This is a genomic window from Alteromonas sp. ABV2_168 (assembly GCF_056161165.1).
Window position 1 is genome coordinate 420763 of record NZ_JBSWYQ010000001.1, and the last position, 15982, is coordinate 436744.

Below are 15982 nucleotides of genomic sequence, written 5' to 3' on the forward strand. Positions count from 1 at the left end.
TGGGGGCAGCTTTTAATAAAACTGCCGGAGACGCTTTTGCATTCCCACGATCATCATCACGGACACCACCACGGGCATCATCATGTCAGCGACGGGCAGCGCATCGGGTGGGCGTTCTGGCTTAACTTTATCTTCACGATCATCGAATTTATCGGCGGCTGGCTCACTAACTCCGTGGCAATTATGGCTGATGCCGTTCACGACTTAGGGGATTCGCTATCCATAGGCCTGGCCTGGTATCTCAGCAAAGTAGGGCACAAAAAAGCCGACGAACAATACACTTATGGTTACAAGCGCCTGAGTTTGCTGGGCGCGATGATCAATGGGCTGATTTTGATTGTGGGTTCCGTTTGGGTGTTATCGGAAGCCATTCCCCGTTTGTGGGCACCTGAAATGCCCGTGACTGAAGGCATGATTGCGCTGGCGATTTTAGGGATCGTGGTCAATGGCGTAGCCGCTTACAAGCTGTCTGGCGGAAACACGCTTAATGAAAAGGTACTGAACTGGCACTTACTGGAAGATGTACTCGGGTGGGTTGCCGTACTGATCGTGGGGATTGTGCTTCAATTCGTAAACTGGCCGGTGCTTGACCCTCTACTCTCGGTGCTGTTTACCCTGTTTATTTTGTTCAATGTAGGCCGCTACGTTTATCAGACAGTACGCTTATTTTTACAGGGCAGTCCGGATGCTAAACAACAGCAGGAAATTCACTCTGCATTATTATCTGTTGAACACGTCAGCAACCTTCACCATGTTCATTTCTGGTCTCTTGACGGCGAACAGCATGTGCTGACTGCTCACATTGAGCTCGCCTGCGACGTGGATGCCGCCACAGCCCGGGCCCTTAAAAAGCAAATAGACGACAAGCTCTCCGGATTTAATCTGGCACATACCACCATCGAACTTGAAATGCCCGGCGAGGTCTGCCGCGATACTGATGACCATGACCATGACCATGACCATGACCATGACCATGACCATGACCATGACCATGACCATGACCATGACCATAAAGGTTGATTTGCGGAAATAAAACAAAGAAAAGGCGCTGATTAGCGCCTTTGTTAGTTCTGTAGTTACATCAGCTTTTCAAGGGTGATGGGCAATTCCCTGACCCGTTTACCTGTTGCATGATAAACCGCGTTGGCTACCGCGGCGGCGAGGCCGGTGATGCCTATTTCTCCAAGACCCTTTGCGCCCACTTCACTGAAGTTATAGTCGGGCTTATCGAGAAATATTACCTCCAGCTCATCAGGCATATCACCGTGAACAGGCATCAGGTACTCCGCGATATTGTTGTTAACGGGGCGGCCGGTCCGCTCGTCATATTCGGTGTGTTCAAACATCGCCATGCCGATACCCATCACAATGGCACCTTCAACCTGGTTAGCTGCTGTTTTGTGGTTAACAATTTTGCCCACGTCAATGGCACTGACCACACGGGATACCCGTAAGTCGACGATTTCGGGATCCCAGCGAATTTCCACAAAGTGAGCGCCGAATACGCGGCTGGAATAGCCTTCTTTCATAGCGCCATCGGTACTGCCTTCGCCTTCCGCGCTTCCTGCCTTAATGGCCTTGAGGATGTCGCTGAACGACCGCGCGGTGCCTGATTGCGAAGAAAGTTGCCCGTTTTTAAATGTAAGGTCTTCTTCACTTTCACCGGCAAAAGGAGACTTGTCCATCACCGCATAGGTTTTCAGTTCGGATATGGCATTCTCACAGGCTTGCTTCACTGCAGGAAGCAAACTGGCTGTTGCCCATGAGCCACCGGAAAGCGGGCCGGCCACTAAGTCAGAATCACCGATTTTAACTTCTACTTTTTCCACCGGTATGCCTGTGGCGGCAGATACGGTCTGTGCCATGACATTGTACGTGCCGGTACCGATGTCCTGCACCGCACAAGACACGCGTATTTTACCATTAGCTAAGAAGGAAACCCTGGCTTTGCTGGATGACTTCATCGCATCCCAGGCACATGCTGCTACACCCCAGCCAAGGATGTCTTTACCATCGCGCATAGAACCCGGTTCCGGATTGCGTTTATCCCAGCCGAATTTAGCCGCGCCTTTGTCGTAGGCTTCTAAGATGTTGATATCAGACCAAGGTAAGTCTTCTACCTGATTACGATCAGTGAAGTTTTTCCGGCGTAAGGTCAGCGGATCCATATTCATCGCCACAGCCAGTTCATCCATGGCTGATTCCAGCGCAAAGATACCCGGCGCGGCACCCGGCGCCCTCATAGCGGCAGGGCTGCCGGTGTTCATCTGAATTACGCTGTTGGCAATATCCACATTGGGGCATTGATAAAAAATCGGCGCGGTACGGCCGGCGGTTTCCACCCGTATATCAATTTCTGATGTGCTGTTAAGCGTATGCTGAGTCATAGACGTCAGATTACCCTCAGCATCGGCACTGATTTTAAAGGTTTGCTCTGTGGCCGAACGGTGCCCTGTGGTGGTAAACATCTGCGCTCTGGGGACCATGAAATGTACCGGCTTACCCACTTCCCGCGAAATCGCCGCCGTGGCAATACAATGGGGCCAGGTGAACAACTTACCACCGAATCCTGAACCTAAAAACGGCGTACGCACCACGACATTCTCAGGAACCAGACCAAATACCCTTGCGAGGGTGTTACGGCTGAATGTCACGCCTTGTGTGGCTTCGTAAACCACCAGCTTGCCGTCTTCCCACTGCGCCGCTGTGGCATGCATTTCCATAGGGTTGTGGGTTTCAAAAGGTGTGGTGTAAACCGCTTCGTGCTGATAAGCCGATTGGGTGAAGGCTGCTTCAGCGTCTCCACGGCTTTTCTCAGAAGGCTTCTGCTCTATGGGTGATACACCTGCCGCTCTGGCCTGTTTTATAGAGGTCACAGATTGTGCTTCTGAATAGGTGACTTTCACCTTCAATGCGGCTTCGCGGGCTTTCGCAAAGCTGTTCGCCACAACATAAGCGACAAGCTGACCGGCATAATAGATGGTGTCATCTTCAAAGGGCAGACGGCTCTCATCAACTTTAAGCCCCTTGGCCATGTTCGCAGGCACATGGTAAAGCTTGTCTGTAAAGTGGTTGTGGTGAAACACATCTACGACTCCCGGCATTTGTCTGGTCGCCGAGGTATCGAGGGATGTGATTTTTCCCTTAGCGATAGTGCTGTACACACCGTAGCCGTAAAGCATTCCGGGCAGATGGTTATCGGCAGAATATTTTGCCCTTCCGGTCAGCTTATCCGGTCCGTCGACGCGGGGAAGGGCGGCGCCCATGATGTCGCTGGCATTTAAGTCAATAGTCATGGTGTCCTCCTACGCGGTGATGGTTTTAAGGCTGCGGACAATCGCTTGTTGTCCCAGTGGAATTTTAAACCCGTTCTGAGACTGGGGCCTGGCTGCCACAAAAGCGATAGCTGCTGCCTTTTCAAATGCCGCCTGAGACGGTGTTTTACCCTTCAACGATTGCTCTGCCTCAAAGGCACGCCAGGGCTTTGTACCTACTCCGCCCATCGCAATGCGGGCGTCGCTGATGGTTGAGCCCGAGAGGGACACAATTACGGCACTGGAAGCCAGCGCAAACTGATAAGACGCTCTGTCTCTCAGTTTCAGGTAGTGTGACCGGTTGCCGGGCAAGGGCTTGTCTAAAATTACGTGGGTGATGAGTTCGCCCGGGGCCAGATTGTGCTCTTTGTCCGGACTGCTGCCCGGAAGCAAATGAAAGTCGGTAAAAGGAATTTCCCTCTCTCCTTCAGGGCCGGATACTAAAATCGTGGCACCAATGGCGGCCATCGCCACACACATGTCTGACGGATGGCTGGCAATGCAGTGTTCGCTGGTGCCCAGCACTGCGTGAACAGAACGGTTATTACCTTTTATGGCAGAGCAACCGCTACCCGGTGCCCTTTTGTTACAGGGCGATACGCCGTCGCGGTAGTACGGGCAGCGTACTTTCTGCATAACATTGCCGCCGGTAGTGGCTTTGTTCCGTAAAGAAGTTGAAGCACCGGAGAGCAAGGCTTCTGATAAAACAGCGTAACGGGCCTTCACTTCAGGATGCCAGGCAAGGTCGTTATTGGTGACCAGCGCGCCAATTTTAAGCCGCCCGTCTTTTAATTTTTCAATGTCGTAAAGTGGCAGGCTGTTGATATCCACCAGGGTATCAGGCTGCATTACATCCAGCTTCACCAGATCAATAAGGGTCGAGCCGCCGGCCAGAAATGCATTGGCTTGTGTCGCTTTTGCTTTTACTGCCTGTGCGGTATCTTCTGCTCTTACGTAGGAAAATTGTCGCATGATGCCTCCTTACACGTGTTTGCTGGCTTGCTGCATAGCAGAAAGAATATTCTTGTACGCACCACACCGGCAGATGTTGCCGCTCATAGCTTCCCGCCAGGCTTCAGGACTGGCCGGAATATCATCACTGCGAATCACATAATCTGCGGTCATCATCTGTCCGGCAGTACAGTAGCCGCACTGAAAGGCATCATTTTCGTGAAAGGCTTTTTGCACCGCACTCATCTCACCATTTTCTGATAATCCTTCGATGGTGGTGATGTCATCGCCATCGTGCATCACCGCCAGACTCAAACAGCTGTTAATGACTTTGCCGTTCACATGCAGGTTGCAGGCACCGCACTGACCGTGGTCACAGCCTTTCTTGGTACCGGTCAGTTGCAGGTCGTCACGAAGTACATCAAGTAACACTGCATTAGGTTGGACTTTCATTTTTCTGGCTTCACCATTGATCTTGAGGGTGATGGCTACTTTCGACAGCGCTTCCGGGTCGTTTGCTTCAATGGCTGATTCCGGTGCTGAGGTACTTCTTGCAGCGCAACCACTTGCCGCAACCGCAACGCCGGATACGCCAACGCCCTTAAGAAAGTTCCGGCGTGAGCGGGACGCCGTGCTGTTTTTAAAAACTTCTCCGTTTTTCTGATATGGCTTCAACTTATCTTGTGCCATGGATCACTCCTGTTCGGTCTGTGGTGAGGGTGGTGCATAAATGCCAGTGAAATTCACAAGAAAAACTCAGTGTGGAATGGTGAACTGATGCATAAACTTTCACTGTAACGGTCCACATGCCTACGGGGACGGTGTATGGCTGAGATCAACCTGTGCGGATGGAAAGGACGGGATAGACCTGCTCGCATTATTTTAGTTTATTAAAATCAATTTGTTAGCGATTGATGAAGAGAACTAATAGGCGAAAGTTTAATGATTCATTGATCTTTATCCGCGTGATAAATCCGCAATTTGTGGTGCTTTTCATTTACAGAAACTAACGGTGCTTGTGTCTGCTGTGATGTACAGATACGAATGGTTTACTGATATTAGTTTTCAGTGTGCTCTTTAGCCGGCAGTGACGAACAGGTATGCTGAGTATGTTTCCTCAATACAACGACAGGACGAATAACGATGACAAAAACCGAACCTATGGAAACGACGTTTGACGTGCGCTTTTATGAAACAGACGGGCTTGGTCACGTGGGTAACACCGTGCATGTGGGATGGCTGGAAGCCGCAAGAGATCCTCTATTCCGGCTGTTTGTACCAGACCTGGACTTAACCGCCTGGCCACTGATTCTGGCCAGCTACAAGGTCGACTTTCTGAAGCAAATTTATTACGGAAAATCCGTCACCGTGAAAACATGGGTAGGGCGCCTGGGGAGCAGTTCTTTTGATGTGTATCAGGAGATCTGGCAGGAGGGTGAGCACTGCGCAACGGGAACGACCACTATGGTGCATTTCAATTACAACACGCAAAAAGCCGAACCTGTTCCTGATGCAGTAAGGGAAAAGATGCAGACTTGGTTGAAGGACTAGTCGATGTACGGAAAAGACACAGATTTTATTACGGTAACAGACGACGTCCTGTCACCGGAGCTATGTAAAGATATCATCGCCGCATTTGATGGCAGCGCTAACCTTGCTCCCGGCAAAACCGGCGGAGGGATTGATACTGACAAAAAGCGCAGCACAGATGTTTCCTTCACTCAGGATCCAGTATTCCAACCCTTTCACAAAGAGGTGATGACGAAAACGGGAAATGAACTGTTAAAGTATATTGATGAGTATTTCTTTGCGCTGGTAGGGCCCATTGGCCTGACAGTGAGACATCCGCAAACCGGGCAACCGGTGAAGCTTACCGGCGACAACTATGCGGAAGTGGGGCGCCCGAATCTGGCTAATATGGTGAATTATTTGTTCAGGATCGGAGATATCAATACCCAGCGTTATAAAGCCGCAGAAGGGGGTTACCCGTACTGGCATTCAGAAGTCTATCCGCAACTTCAACACAATGATGCCCTGCACCGCGTTATGCTGTTTATGTTTTACTTAAATGATGTAGAAGAAGGCGGGGAAACGGATTTTTACTATCAGGGAAAAAGTATCGAGCCTAAAGCAGGCAGAATGGTGATTGCCCCCGCTCATTTTACCCATACTCACCGGGGCAATATTCCGGTGAGTAATGATAAATACATCCTCACTTCATGGATGCTGTTTAACCGCGCTGAACAAATTTATACGCAGTAATTTCTGCGTATTATGCTGGAGGATCAGTACGCGGTGACGGAAACACCGGTCATACGGTAGCCCACTGAGGCGATATCACCTTTCCAGCCTTCGGTAGAAAGGGTGCCGGTTACCCAGATGGCGTCGTATAAATCTTCGATGGCGACGCCTTTTTCAAAGGTCACATGCACGATTTGGTTGGATGCCGGTGGTGGAACGTGAATACATGCGCCGAAATAGGGAACCAGTAAAAATTCTGTGGTCAGTTCGTCAGTACCTTCCAGCGGCACCACAAACCCCGGAATTTTAACCAGCTTATCATTGTACTTTTCAACCACTGGCGCATCAGGCTGCAATTGCGCCATGGTACTTTCGTGGCTGGCAACCGGCGGCGGAGCGAGTTCGTTAAAGCCCGGCGGGACCAAATCTTCCCAGTAAACCTCTTCTGGTTCGTTTGCCAGTGCTGGCATTGCCATGACTGAGATGATCAGGGTTAGCATTGCGGTGATTTTGTGTGATAAAGCCATAGTTCACTCTTGTCGTTATTACTCAGTCGCCGGAGGCAGCATTTCAGGATACAGATACTATTATCGCATGGATCCCTGAAGGGGAAAGTGCCGTTCAGCGATGGCTGATGCCTGATAGACGAAAGATACAAAAAAGCGGCGTGTCCTTAACGGATCACGCCGCTTTTCAGAGAAGCTGTTTTTTACAGCATCGGCTTCAGGAACCGGCCGGTATGAGACTGCTTCGCTTTAGCAATGTCTTCCGGTGTACCTTCTGCGATGATCTGACCGCCCCCTGAACCGCCTTCGGGGCCAAGGTCGACCAGCCAGTCAGCGGTTTTGATAACATCCAGATTGTGCTCAATGACCACGACAGTGTTGCCATGATCTCTCAGGCGGTGCAGTACAGCCAGCAACTGTTTAATATCATGGAAATGCAGACCGGTAGTCGGTTCATCCAGAATGTAAAGTGTCTGGCCGGTGTCCCGCTTCGACAGTTCTTTTGCCAGTTTCACCCGTTGCGCTTCACCACCGGACAGCGTTGTTGCTGCCTGGCCTAAACGCACGTATGACAAGCCTACATCAATCAGTGTTTGCAGCTTACGGGCAATGGCAGGAATGGCGTCAAAGAACTCTCTGGCCTCTTCCACCGTCATTTCCAGCACTTCGTGGATGTTCTTTGCTTTGTACTGAATTTCCAGCGTTTCACGGTTGTACCGTTTACCTTTACACACATCACATGGCACATATACGTCTGGCAGGAAGTGCATTTCTACCTTAATGACACCGTCGCCCTGACAGGCTTCACAGCGGCCACCTTTTACGTTAAAGCTGAAGCGGCCCACTTTGTAACCCCGTGAACGGGCTTCCTGTGTTCCGGCAAACAATTCACGGATGGATGTAAAAATGCCTGCGTAAGTGGCCGGATTCGAGCGGGGCGTACGGCCAATCGGGCTCTGATCGATGTCGACCACTTTATCCATCATTTCCAGCCCTTTCATGGTTTTGTACGGAGCCGGCTCAGATGTAGTGGCTTTATTCAGTTCGCGGTGCGCAATTTTAAAGAAGGTATCGTTAATCAGCGTCGATTTGCCTGAGCCCGATACGCCGGTAACACAAGTCATTACGCCAACCGGAATCTTCAGGGTTACATCTTTCAGGTTGTTGCCTGAGGCACCTGTCAGCGTTAGCCATTTATCATCTTTCGCACTGTTGCGCTTTTCCGGTACTTCAATTTTTTCACGACCAGACAGATATTTGCCGGTAAGTGAGTCTTCACTGTCAAGAATATCTTGCATAGTACCGGCAGCAATGACCTGACCACCGTGAACACCGGCACCGGGACCGATATCAACAATGTAATCCGCCTCGCGGATAGCATCTTCATCGTGCTCAACAACCAATACAGTGTTACCTAAATCCCGCAGGTGCGTGAGCGTCTTCAACAGACGTTCATTATCACGTTGGTGCAGACCGATGGAAGGTTCATCGAGTACGTACATAACGCCGACAAGTCCGGCGCCAATCTGGCTGGCCAGTCGGATACGCTGGGCTTCACCGCCTGAAAGGGTGTCGGCACTGCGGGACATAGACAGATAATTCAGACCTACGTTTACCAGAAACCCCAGGCGGTCGAGAATTTCTTTTAAAATCTTCTCGGCAATCTGCGCTTTCTGCCCGCTCAGGCTCAGTGTTTCAAAGAAATCAAAGGCGTCTGCGATAGACATATCTGCGATTTTCGGCAGATTGGTGCCTTCAATAAATACGTTTCGCGCTTCCGTACGCAGTCGTGTTCCGCCGCAGCTGTTACAGGGTTGCTGACTCAGATTTTTAGCCAGTTCTTCCCTGACTGCATTGGACTCAGTTTCGCGGTAGCGACGTTCCATATTCGGAATGATGCCTTCGAACGGATGCTTGCGCTCCATCACATCGCCGCGCTCGTTGATGTACTTGAAGTTCAGAGACTTACCCTTTGAACCATACAGCACCACATCACGGGCCTCATCAGAAAGCTCGTTGAAAGGCGCTGTAAGGCTGAATTTGTAGGCATCGGCGACAGCTTGCAGCATCTGAAAGTAGTAGTAGCTTCGTTTATCCCAGCCACGGATCGCGCCGCCGGATAAACTCAATTCATCATTCGAGACCACCAGAACCGGATCGAAGAACTGTCTTGTTCCCAGTCCGTCACACGTCGGACAGGCACCGGCAGGGTTGTTAAATGAGAACAGCCGTGGCTCCAGTTCACTTAAACTATAACCACAGTGGGGACAGGCAAAATTTGCGGAGAACATGATTTCGTCCGCGTCCGGCTCATCCATGTAAGCGACTTTGGCATTTCCGCCAGCCAGTTCCAATGCTGTCTCAAAGGACTCTGCCAGACGAAGTTGCAAATCGTCCCGCACTTTAAACCGGTCGACCACCACTTCAATGGTGTGCTTCTTGCGCAAATCCAGTTCGGGTGGATCGGATAAATCACACACTTCGCCGTCGATGCGGGCCCGGATAAAGCCTTGCGCAGCAAGATTCTGCAATGTTTTGACGTGCTCACCTTTCCGCTCCTGAATAACCGGTGCCAGCAGCATCAGCTTGGTACCTTCAGGCATAGACAGCACTTTATCTACCATCTGACTGATAGTCTGGGCGTCCAGCGGTACATCGTGGTCAGGACAACGTGGTGTACCGACCCGCGCAAACATTAAACGTAAGTAATCATAAATTTCTGTAATGGTACCAACGGTTGAGCGGGGGTTGTGCGACGTCGACTTTTGTTCAATGGAAATGGCCGGTGACAACCCTTCGATGTGATCCACGTCCGGTTTTTCCATCATTGATAAAAACTGACGGGCATACGCCGACAATGATTCAACATAACGGCGCTGACCTTCAGCGTACAGTGTGTCGAATGCTAATGAGGATTTACCGGAGCCAGACAGACCCGTAATCACAACAAGTTTGTCTCTGGGAAGGGTTAAATCGATGTTTTTGAGGTTGTGGGTGCGGGCACCGCGAATTTCGATTTTATCCATTGAAGCCTGAGAATTGCCAAAAGAGAAAGTATGCCACAACGGGCACGAAAATTAATCATTAACTACGTTTAAGTTATTAGTGGGATCACACCCGGACCATTATCAGACACTGGGCGAATGTTGGTTTTGTGTTACACTTCGCGGCCTGAGAAAGAGAAGCACGGGAACACACTTGAACGCACTTGAAGTTCGCGCCGCATTAGCACTGGCGCTGGTATATGTATTGCGCATGATGGGGCTGTTTATGGTCATGCCCGTGCTGGCCGTGGCGGCGATGGATTACCCTGATTATTCACCTTTGCTGGTGGGTTTAGCGATAGGTGGTTACGGACTGACTCAGGCAGCGCTGCAAATTCCCATGGGCATGATGTCAGACCGTTGGGGCCGCAAACCGGTTATTCTGCTCGGACTGTGTATTTTTGCCGCCGGCTCTTTCATCGCCGCATCAGCCGACAGCATGGTGATGATGATTGCAGGACGTATCCTGCAGGGGGCGGGTGCTATTGCCGGTGCAATTATGGCGCTGGCCACTGATGTGAGCCGGGAAACCCAGCGTGCCAAAGTCATGGCCGTCATTGGTATTGCCATTGGCTTCTCATTCTATCTTGCGGTGCTTGTAGGTCCCTTAATTGCTCAGAACTGGGGACTGTCCGGCGTATTTGGTGTCACCGGTGTGCTTGCTATTTGTTGTATGCCGCTGGTCAAATGGGTGGTGCCTGATGTCAGTATCAGCGCCAGCGGAGATACCCTTCCCCATGTGTCTGAAATCAAGTCTCTGTTTGTTTCACCCCAGCTCTGGCGACTGAATGTCAGCGTGATGGCGCTGCATATGATGATAACTCTGTTGTTTGTTCAGTTGCCCATTACTCTGACTCAGTTTGATATGACACTGGAGAGCCACTGGACGATTTATTTACCGGTATTAGCCGTGTCGATTATCGGTCTGATAGTGCTGATGGGGATCAGCCGGGGACAAACGCCGAAATCCGTGGTGATTACCGCTGCAGCGTTGATGATGACCGCTTTTCTGATGCTTAATATGCAGGACCACCACATGTGGGTCGTGTTTGCTGCGGTCATCCTGTTTTTTACCGGGTTTAACTATCTGGAAGCCAGCCTGCCTGCACTGGTCTCTACTATTGCTCCGGCCGGACAGAAGGGCAGTGCAATGGGCATTTATGCCAGCTTTCAGTTCTTCGGGGCGTTCCTGGGCGGTGTCTTGTCCGGCGTTGTGACCGACATCTGGACACCTAAAACCGCTTACCTCGCAGGCGCCACCGGTGCATGTGTCTGGATGGTCATACTGTTTGGCTTGAAAGAAGTGATGAAGCTAAAGCGGCTTTCCATGCAGGTATCATTCGATAAGGTTGATCCTGCAGTACTGGAAACTGAACTGCATAAACTGGAAGGTGTCCATGAAGTGGTGGCTTCCCGTGAGGAAAGTGCAGTTTATCTGAAAATCACCAAAGCATTTGATACGTCGGCCGCGCGGGCGCTGCTGGCAAAATACGCCTGAGGTTTCAGGTGTTCCGGTATTCATCCTGATTTCCGTTTCTGCCGTATCCTGATTACTATGCGGCGGCAACGGATTACTGTAATGTATTCTGCTGTAATGTCCCTGATTGTTAAATGAGCGTAGAGTTAAGTGTTCAGATTGGTTCGTAATTTTCTTTTGCTGGCATGTGTCTTTCAGCTTTCGGGCTGTGCTATTGATGTCAGTTCCTCCAGTTTCCTGCATCAGGATGCCTCCGCGTCCGGCCTTGATACCACTGCACTGAGTCAGGCTGTGAATAAAGATGAAGCGGCGATGACCATTACCACGGTAGAAATCGTGAATGGTGAAGAGTTGACACTTAAAGGTGTGGCTGTGGCGTATCCGGACCCTATCGTTAACGTTGTGTTGTTTGCCGATAATGGCATGACCATCAGTAAAAATTCAGCGCTGTTGCACGAGTTCGGAAAGCTGCCGGCGAATGTCTTGTGGGTGGATTATCAGGGCACGGGTGCCAGCGATAAGGCCAAAAGAGCAAGAATGTATAATCTCAAACGGGATTCTCTGCTGGTTTACGATTATGCCAAAGAAGTTTTTGCTAATGATTTACCTACGGTGGTACACGGCATTTCCATGGGGACCATTTTCGCCAGCTATGTAGCGGTGAAGCGGGATATCGACGGTCTGGTACTCGACAGCGCGATTAACAAAGTGAATGATGTTGTACAGAACATGGTGCCGGACTGGACCAAAACATTCACCTTTCTGAAGGTGTCTCCGGAACTGGCGATTATCGAAAACGATGATTTTATCCGTCAGTTTGATAAGCCGCTTTTCCTGGTGGTAGGAGACAAAGACCGGACTACGCCGATCACGTTCAGCCGGGAGTTGTATGAAGTGTCACCCAGCACAGATAAGTGGATTTACGTTGTACCGGGTGGTAAGCACAACAAGTCTATGACATATCCCGATGTGAAAGGGCAGTACCGGATGTTTGTGCGCTCGCTGAAATCCGGCAGATAAAGACTACGCGGCGCAGCAGGAAAAAGAGCGGCATGGCCGCTCTTTTTCGTTTCAGGCTATTTTCTGAAGTTGGTTTCTGAGGTTGCAGCCCAGAATGCGAAGGCGCTGAAGATCCCGGTATTTACCTTCAGTGCTTCCGGCTCAACTTTATCCAGCGTGTCGTTCTCAGTGTGGTGGTAGTCGAAATAATCACTGCCGTCCGGAGAGAAGTTAATCGCCGGCTGACCGGCTTCGCCCAGTGCACTCATGTCTGACTGGCCCTTAGCGTCGTTTTTGTCTGACATTCCCACACCGTAAGGTGCAAGGTATTCAGCAAAGTCGCGCACTTCAGACAGTGCCTGTGTGCCCACGCCCGGAGTCAGTTCGTAAATAGCGCCGTTACCAAAATCCCACTCTGCGCCAATGACGTGCTTATCCATATCGTTCTTATGCTGTACAACATAATCTTTAGCTCCGTAGAGTCCGATTTCTTCAGCAGCAAACAAAATTACCCGTACAGTGCGTGCCGGACGCTGTGGTAATTCAGCAATGTAATGGCCTGTTGCCAGCGTAATGCCGATGCCGATACCGTCATCAATGGCGCCGGTACCCACATCCCAGCTGTCCAGGTGTGCTCCCAGCGTGACAACTTCTTCCGGGTGTTCACTGCCGGTCACATCGCCGATAACATTGGCGATGGTCGCTACGCGGCCCGTAGGTCCGCTGGCGGACGTATTGAGGGAAAACATGACCGGCTCATCACGGGTCAGCATATTATCCAGTAGATCTGCGTCGGGATTTGAAATCGCCACAGCAGGAATGCGTTTAATGTTTTCTTCGTATTGCATCACCCCGGTGTGAGCAAGACGGTTGTCATCGGTGCCTACTGAGCGTAACAGAAATGCTACAGCGCCTTTTTCAGCAGCAATGGATGCACCGGCTACTCTGGCGCCAACAGCTTTACCGTAGCCGTGTCCGTCTTTGTGACGTTCCATACGATAAGCCACATAGGCTATTTTGCCATCAAGAGAACCGGGTTTAGCGGCTTTCAGTGCGTCCAGCGTAGCAAACCGGACAACTTCAGCTTCAAGGGGGTTTCCGTCTGTTCCCACACTGCCGCCAAGTGCCAGCGCTGTGACTTTATGCGGGTAAGGGGCTGAAATCGACGCGGTTAAATCGCCGCGGGTCCACAGCGGAACCTTGCTTTCTTCTATCCATACTTTATCAAAACCCAGGCGCTTCATGGTGTCCTGAGCCCACGCGACAGCCTTTTCAGAACCGGGTGTCCCGGCAAGCCTAGGGCCGACTTCTGTGGTCAGAGATTCGATGATCTGATAAGACAGATTGTCCTGTCTTGCGTTGGTTTGTAATAAATCCAGAATGACTTTCTGATCGTCAGTGACTGCCTGACTTTGCAGAGGAAGCGCGAAACAGGCACCGGTGAGCAGTGCCAGCAGGGTTTTATTTTTCATTGTTGTTCCTGTGTAGCGGAAGCGGGTTGAGAACCCTACTTTAACGCCTGTTGTGTTCGCAATTCACGGCATTTACGACCGTTACGGCAATGCAAAGGATTAAAGCGCTCCCTTACCCTGCCAGGGAAACACCAGGGGGACAAACCAGTATGTAACTGCGAATACTATCAGAAGGAGCGGGGTGCCCAGCTTAATGAAATCGATGAAACGGTAACGGCCCGGCTCAACCACAAGCGTGACCACCGGGGAGGCCACAGGGGTAAGAAATGCTGCAGAGGCAGCAAACAACACAGTCACTGCAAGCGGATAGGGAGATACTCCTGCCTGCTCTGCAGCGGTGATGGCAATCGGGGCCATCAGTACCGCTGATGCGGTATTAGACAGAAAGTTGGTGAGTACTACGGTAATAAAAAACAGCAGCACCAGTAGTACTTGCGGGTCTTTTCCTCCCGCCAGTGTCATCAACATACCGACAATCATTTTCGTTCCGCCGCTGGTATCCAGGGCTGTGGCAAGGGGAAGCATGCCGGCAATCAGTACCAGTGACTGCCAGTGTATCGCTCTGTAAGCCTCTTCAGCAGATAAGCACCGCCCTGTAACCGCCACCGCTACCAGCATCAGAACGGCGATGACCAGTGGCATGACATCGAACAACGAAATCAACACCATCACGGCAACAATTATGAGTGCCAGCGGCATTTTCTTATAAGCCGGTGCAACGTCATCTCCTTCTGAGGCCCGTTCAAGGACAACGAAGTCGTGGTTCTGATCTTCCAGCGCTTTAATGTTTTTCCAGGCGCCGGTCACCAGCAGGCTGTCAGACGGGGCCAGCCGAACATCTTCTGCAGCAGGTATGGCTTGCTGATTGCGGCGAAGGCCAATGACATCCAGATGATAACGGTCGCGGAACCGCACATCCTTAATTGTTTTCCCTGCCAGCCTGGAATTCGGGTGAATAAGCACTGCTGTTGCACCAAGCTCCCAGTTTTCCTGTTGTTTCTGCGTTGCAGACAGTGTTACCGGCTTTAGCTGAAGTGAAGTACAGGCCGTGTGAAGTTGCTCCGGATCGCCTGAAAGATGAAGAATATCTTTTTCCGATAACACAAAACCGGCGTGAGGCGCCGTGAAATACTGATGTTGTCCGTTTTGATGGCGGGCAATGCCGATAATGCGGATGCCGTAACCGGTATAGAGTTCGCTCATCCCGACAGTCACGCCGTTCAGTGAGCTTCGGGCGCTTATCATCACATCAGTGATCTCACGGTCGCTGCGGTAATCTTCCATCAGATGCGCCAGTTTCCGGTGATAGATATCCGGAACCTGCGCGGCATCGTTCTGTGGCAGTAATTTGCGGCCTGCAAAAACGACAAAAATAATGGTGGCAGCAAGAATGAGCAGGCCGGGTAACGAGAAGGAAAAGAACCCTAAAGGCGCGTAGCCGGACTCACTGAGTCTCGCGCTGATCACCAGATTTGGCGGCGTGGCAATCAGTGTGAGCATTCCAGACACCAGTGCGGCGAATGACATGGGAAGCAACAGTGACGACGCAGGCAGCTGATTGCGTTTTGCAATACCGAGAATGACAGGAATGAAAATCGCCACCACCGCAGTGGAGCTCATGATGGCACTCAGAAAGGCGCTGGCAAGCATAATAATGGCCAGCAGGCCGTGTTTGCTCTTCTTGCCGGCAGACTGAATGATGTCGCCGGTGATACTGGCTACGCCGGTTTTATCCAGCATTTCACCGATGACCAGCAGACCGGCAATCAGTACAACCACGCTGTTGCCGAAGCCGGATACCGCCTCGCGGGCAGACATGATGCCGCTGAGGGTGAGGGCTGAAATGACCCCGATGGCAATAAAATCGTAGCGCACTTTATTGCTGAGCATGGCTGCTGCAGCCAGGGCTATCAGTCCGAATACAAACCAGGCATGAAGGGATGCGTCCAGTGCAAACACAGGCTTATTCCGTGTGAGA

General features: G+C 51.1%; 12 protein-coding genes. 5 read left to right on the forward strand and 7 right to left on the reverse strand.

Translation table 11 applies throughout. From position 1 onward, the window contains the following. Positions 1 to 36: 36 nt before the first annotated feature. Positions 37 to 1020: a cation diffusion facilitator family transporter gene (locus tag ACXAH4_RS01905; RefSeq protein ID WP_474880479.1), complete on the forward strand. Its 984-nt coding sequence runs from the start codon at positions 37 to 39 to the stop codon at positions 1018 to 1020. 56 nt (positions 1021 to 1076) lie between these two features. Here the strand turns inward: ACXAH4_RS01905 and ACXAH4_RS01910 are convergent, their stop codons facing one another. The 3 genes from ACXAH4_RS01910 to ACXAH4_RS01920 are packed head-to-tail and all read right to left on the reverse strand — an operon-like array spanning position 1077 to position 4955. Then, positions 1077 to 3296 carry a xanthine dehydrogenase family protein molybdopterin-binding subunit gene (locus ACXAH4_RS01910; protein WP_474880480.1) on the reverse strand — a complete coding sequence of 740 codons (2220 nt, stop codon included), beginning with the start codon at positions 3294 to 3296 and terminating at the stop codon, positions 1077 to 1079. 9 nt (positions 3297 to 3305) lie between these two features. Then, positions 3306 to 4286 (reverse strand): FAD binding domain-containing protein, encoded by a 981-nt coding sequence (locus ACXAH4_RS01915; protein ID WP_474880482.1) that lies wholly within the window; start codon positions 4284 to 4286, stop codon positions 3306 to 3308. Between the two features lie 9 nt (positions 4287 to 4295). Further along, positions 4296 to 4955 (reverse strand): 2Fe-2S iron-sulfur cluster-binding protein, encoded by a 660-nt coding sequence (locus ACXAH4_RS01920; protein ID WP_474848362.1) that lies wholly within the window; start codon positions 4953 to 4955, stop codon positions 4296 to 4298. Positions 4956 to 5408: 453 nt separating this feature from the next. Here ACXAH4_RS01920 and ACXAH4_RS01925 point away from each other — a divergent pair, with 453 nt between their 5' ends. Together ACXAH4_RS01925 and ACXAH4_RS01930 are read left to right on the forward strand one after the other, a co-directional pair. Continuing rightward, entirely contained in the window at positions 5409 to 5816 is a 408-nt protein-coding gene (locus ACXAH4_RS01925; protein WP_474841725.1) for an acyl-CoA thioesterase, read from the forward strand. Between the two features lie 3 nt (positions 5817 to 5819). Then, positions 5820 to 6527 (forward strand): 2OG-Fe(II) oxygenase, encoded by a 708-nt coding sequence (locus ACXAH4_RS01930; protein WP_474841723.1) that lies wholly within the window; start codon positions 5820 to 5822, stop codon positions 6525 to 6527. 23 nt (positions 6528 to 6550) lie between these two features. Here ACXAH4_RS01930 and ACXAH4_RS01935 read toward each other — a convergent pair whose 3' ends face one another. Next, positions 6551 to 7006 carry a DUF3299 domain-containing protein gene (locus ACXAH4_RS01935; RefSeq protein WP_474842379.1) on the reverse strand — a complete coding sequence of 152 codons (456 nt, stop codon included), beginning with the start codon at positions 7004 to 7006 and terminating at the stop codon, positions 6551 to 6553. Between the two features lie 209 nt (positions 7007 to 7215). Continuing rightward, on the reverse strand, positions 7216 to 10038 hold the full coding sequence (uvrA, locus tag ACXAH4_RS01940) for an excinuclease ABC subunit UvrA (protein WP_474841721.1): 2823 nt from the start codon (positions 10036 to 10038) through the stop codon (positions 7216 to 7218). A 172-nt stretch (positions 10039 to 10210) separates the two neighbouring features. Here uvrA and ACXAH4_RS01945 point away from each other — a divergent pair, with 172 nt between their 5' ends. Continuing rightward, the gene (locus ACXAH4_RS01945) at positions 10211 to 11554 is read left to right on the forward strand and encodes an MFS transporter (RefSeq protein WP_474841718.1); all 1344 of its coding nucleotides are present in this window, start codon (positions 10211 to 10213) and stop codon (positions 11552 to 11554) included. 129 nt (positions 11555 to 11683) lie between these two features. After that, the gene (locus ACXAH4_RS01950) at positions 11684 to 12553 is read left to right on the forward strand and encodes an alpha/beta hydrolase (protein ID WP_474841716.1); all 870 of its coding nucleotides are present in this window, start codon (positions 11684 to 11686) and stop codon (positions 12551 to 12553) included. 56 nt (positions 12554 to 12609) lie between these two features. On the opposite strand, the gene ACXAH4_RS01955 is transcribed toward ACXAH4_RS01950, so the two are convergent. Together ACXAH4_RS01955 and ACXAH4_RS01960 are read right to left on the reverse strand one after the other, a co-directional pair. After that, positions 12610 to 14004: a M28 family peptidase gene (locus ACXAH4_RS01955; protein WP_474848360.1), complete on the reverse strand. Its 1395-nt coding sequence runs from the start codon at positions 14002 to 14004 to the stop codon at positions 12610 to 12612. A 99-nt stretch (positions 14005 to 14103) separates the two neighbouring features. Next, entirely contained in the window at positions 14104 to 15963 is a 1860-nt protein-coding gene (locus ACXAH4_RS01960) for an SLC13 family permease (protein WP_474848358.1), read from the reverse strand. Positions 15964 to 15982 lie beyond the last annotated feature (19 nt).

Bases quoted from the DNA above. Each gene is read 5' to 3' on its own strand.
- ACXAH4_RS01910 (WP_474880480.1), bottom strand. From the start codon at position 3,296: ATGACTATTGACTTAAATGCCAGCGACATCATGGGCGCCGCCCTTCCC.
- ACXAH4_RS01915 (WP_474880482.1), bottom strand. From the start codon at position 4,286: ATGCGACAATTTTCCTACGTAAGAGCAGAAGATACCGCACAGGCAGTA.
- ACXAH4_RS01920 (WP_474848362.1), bottom strand. From the start codon at position 4,955: ATGGCACAAGATAAGTTGAAGCCATATCAGAAAAACGGAGAAGTTTTT.
- ACXAH4_RS01925 (WP_474841725.1), top strand. From the start codon at position 5,409: ATGACAAAAACCGAACCTATGGAAACGACGTTTGACGTGCGCTTTTAT.
- ACXAH4_RS01930 (WP_474841723.1), top strand. From the start codon at position 5,820: ATGTACGGAAAAGACACAGATTTTATTACGGTAACAGACGACGTCCTG.
- ACXAH4_RS01935 (WP_474842379.1), bottom strand. From the start codon at position 7,006: ATGCTAACCCTGATCATCTCAGTCATGGCAATGCCAGCACTGGCAAAC.
- uvrA (WP_474841721.1), bottom strand. From the start codon at position 10,038: ATGGATAAAATCGAAATTCGCGGTGCCCGCACCCACAACCTCAAAAAC.
- ACXAH4_RS01955 (WP_474848360.1), bottom strand. From the start codon at position 14,004: ATGAAAAATAAAACCCTGCTGGCACTGCTCACCGGTGCCTGTTTCGCG.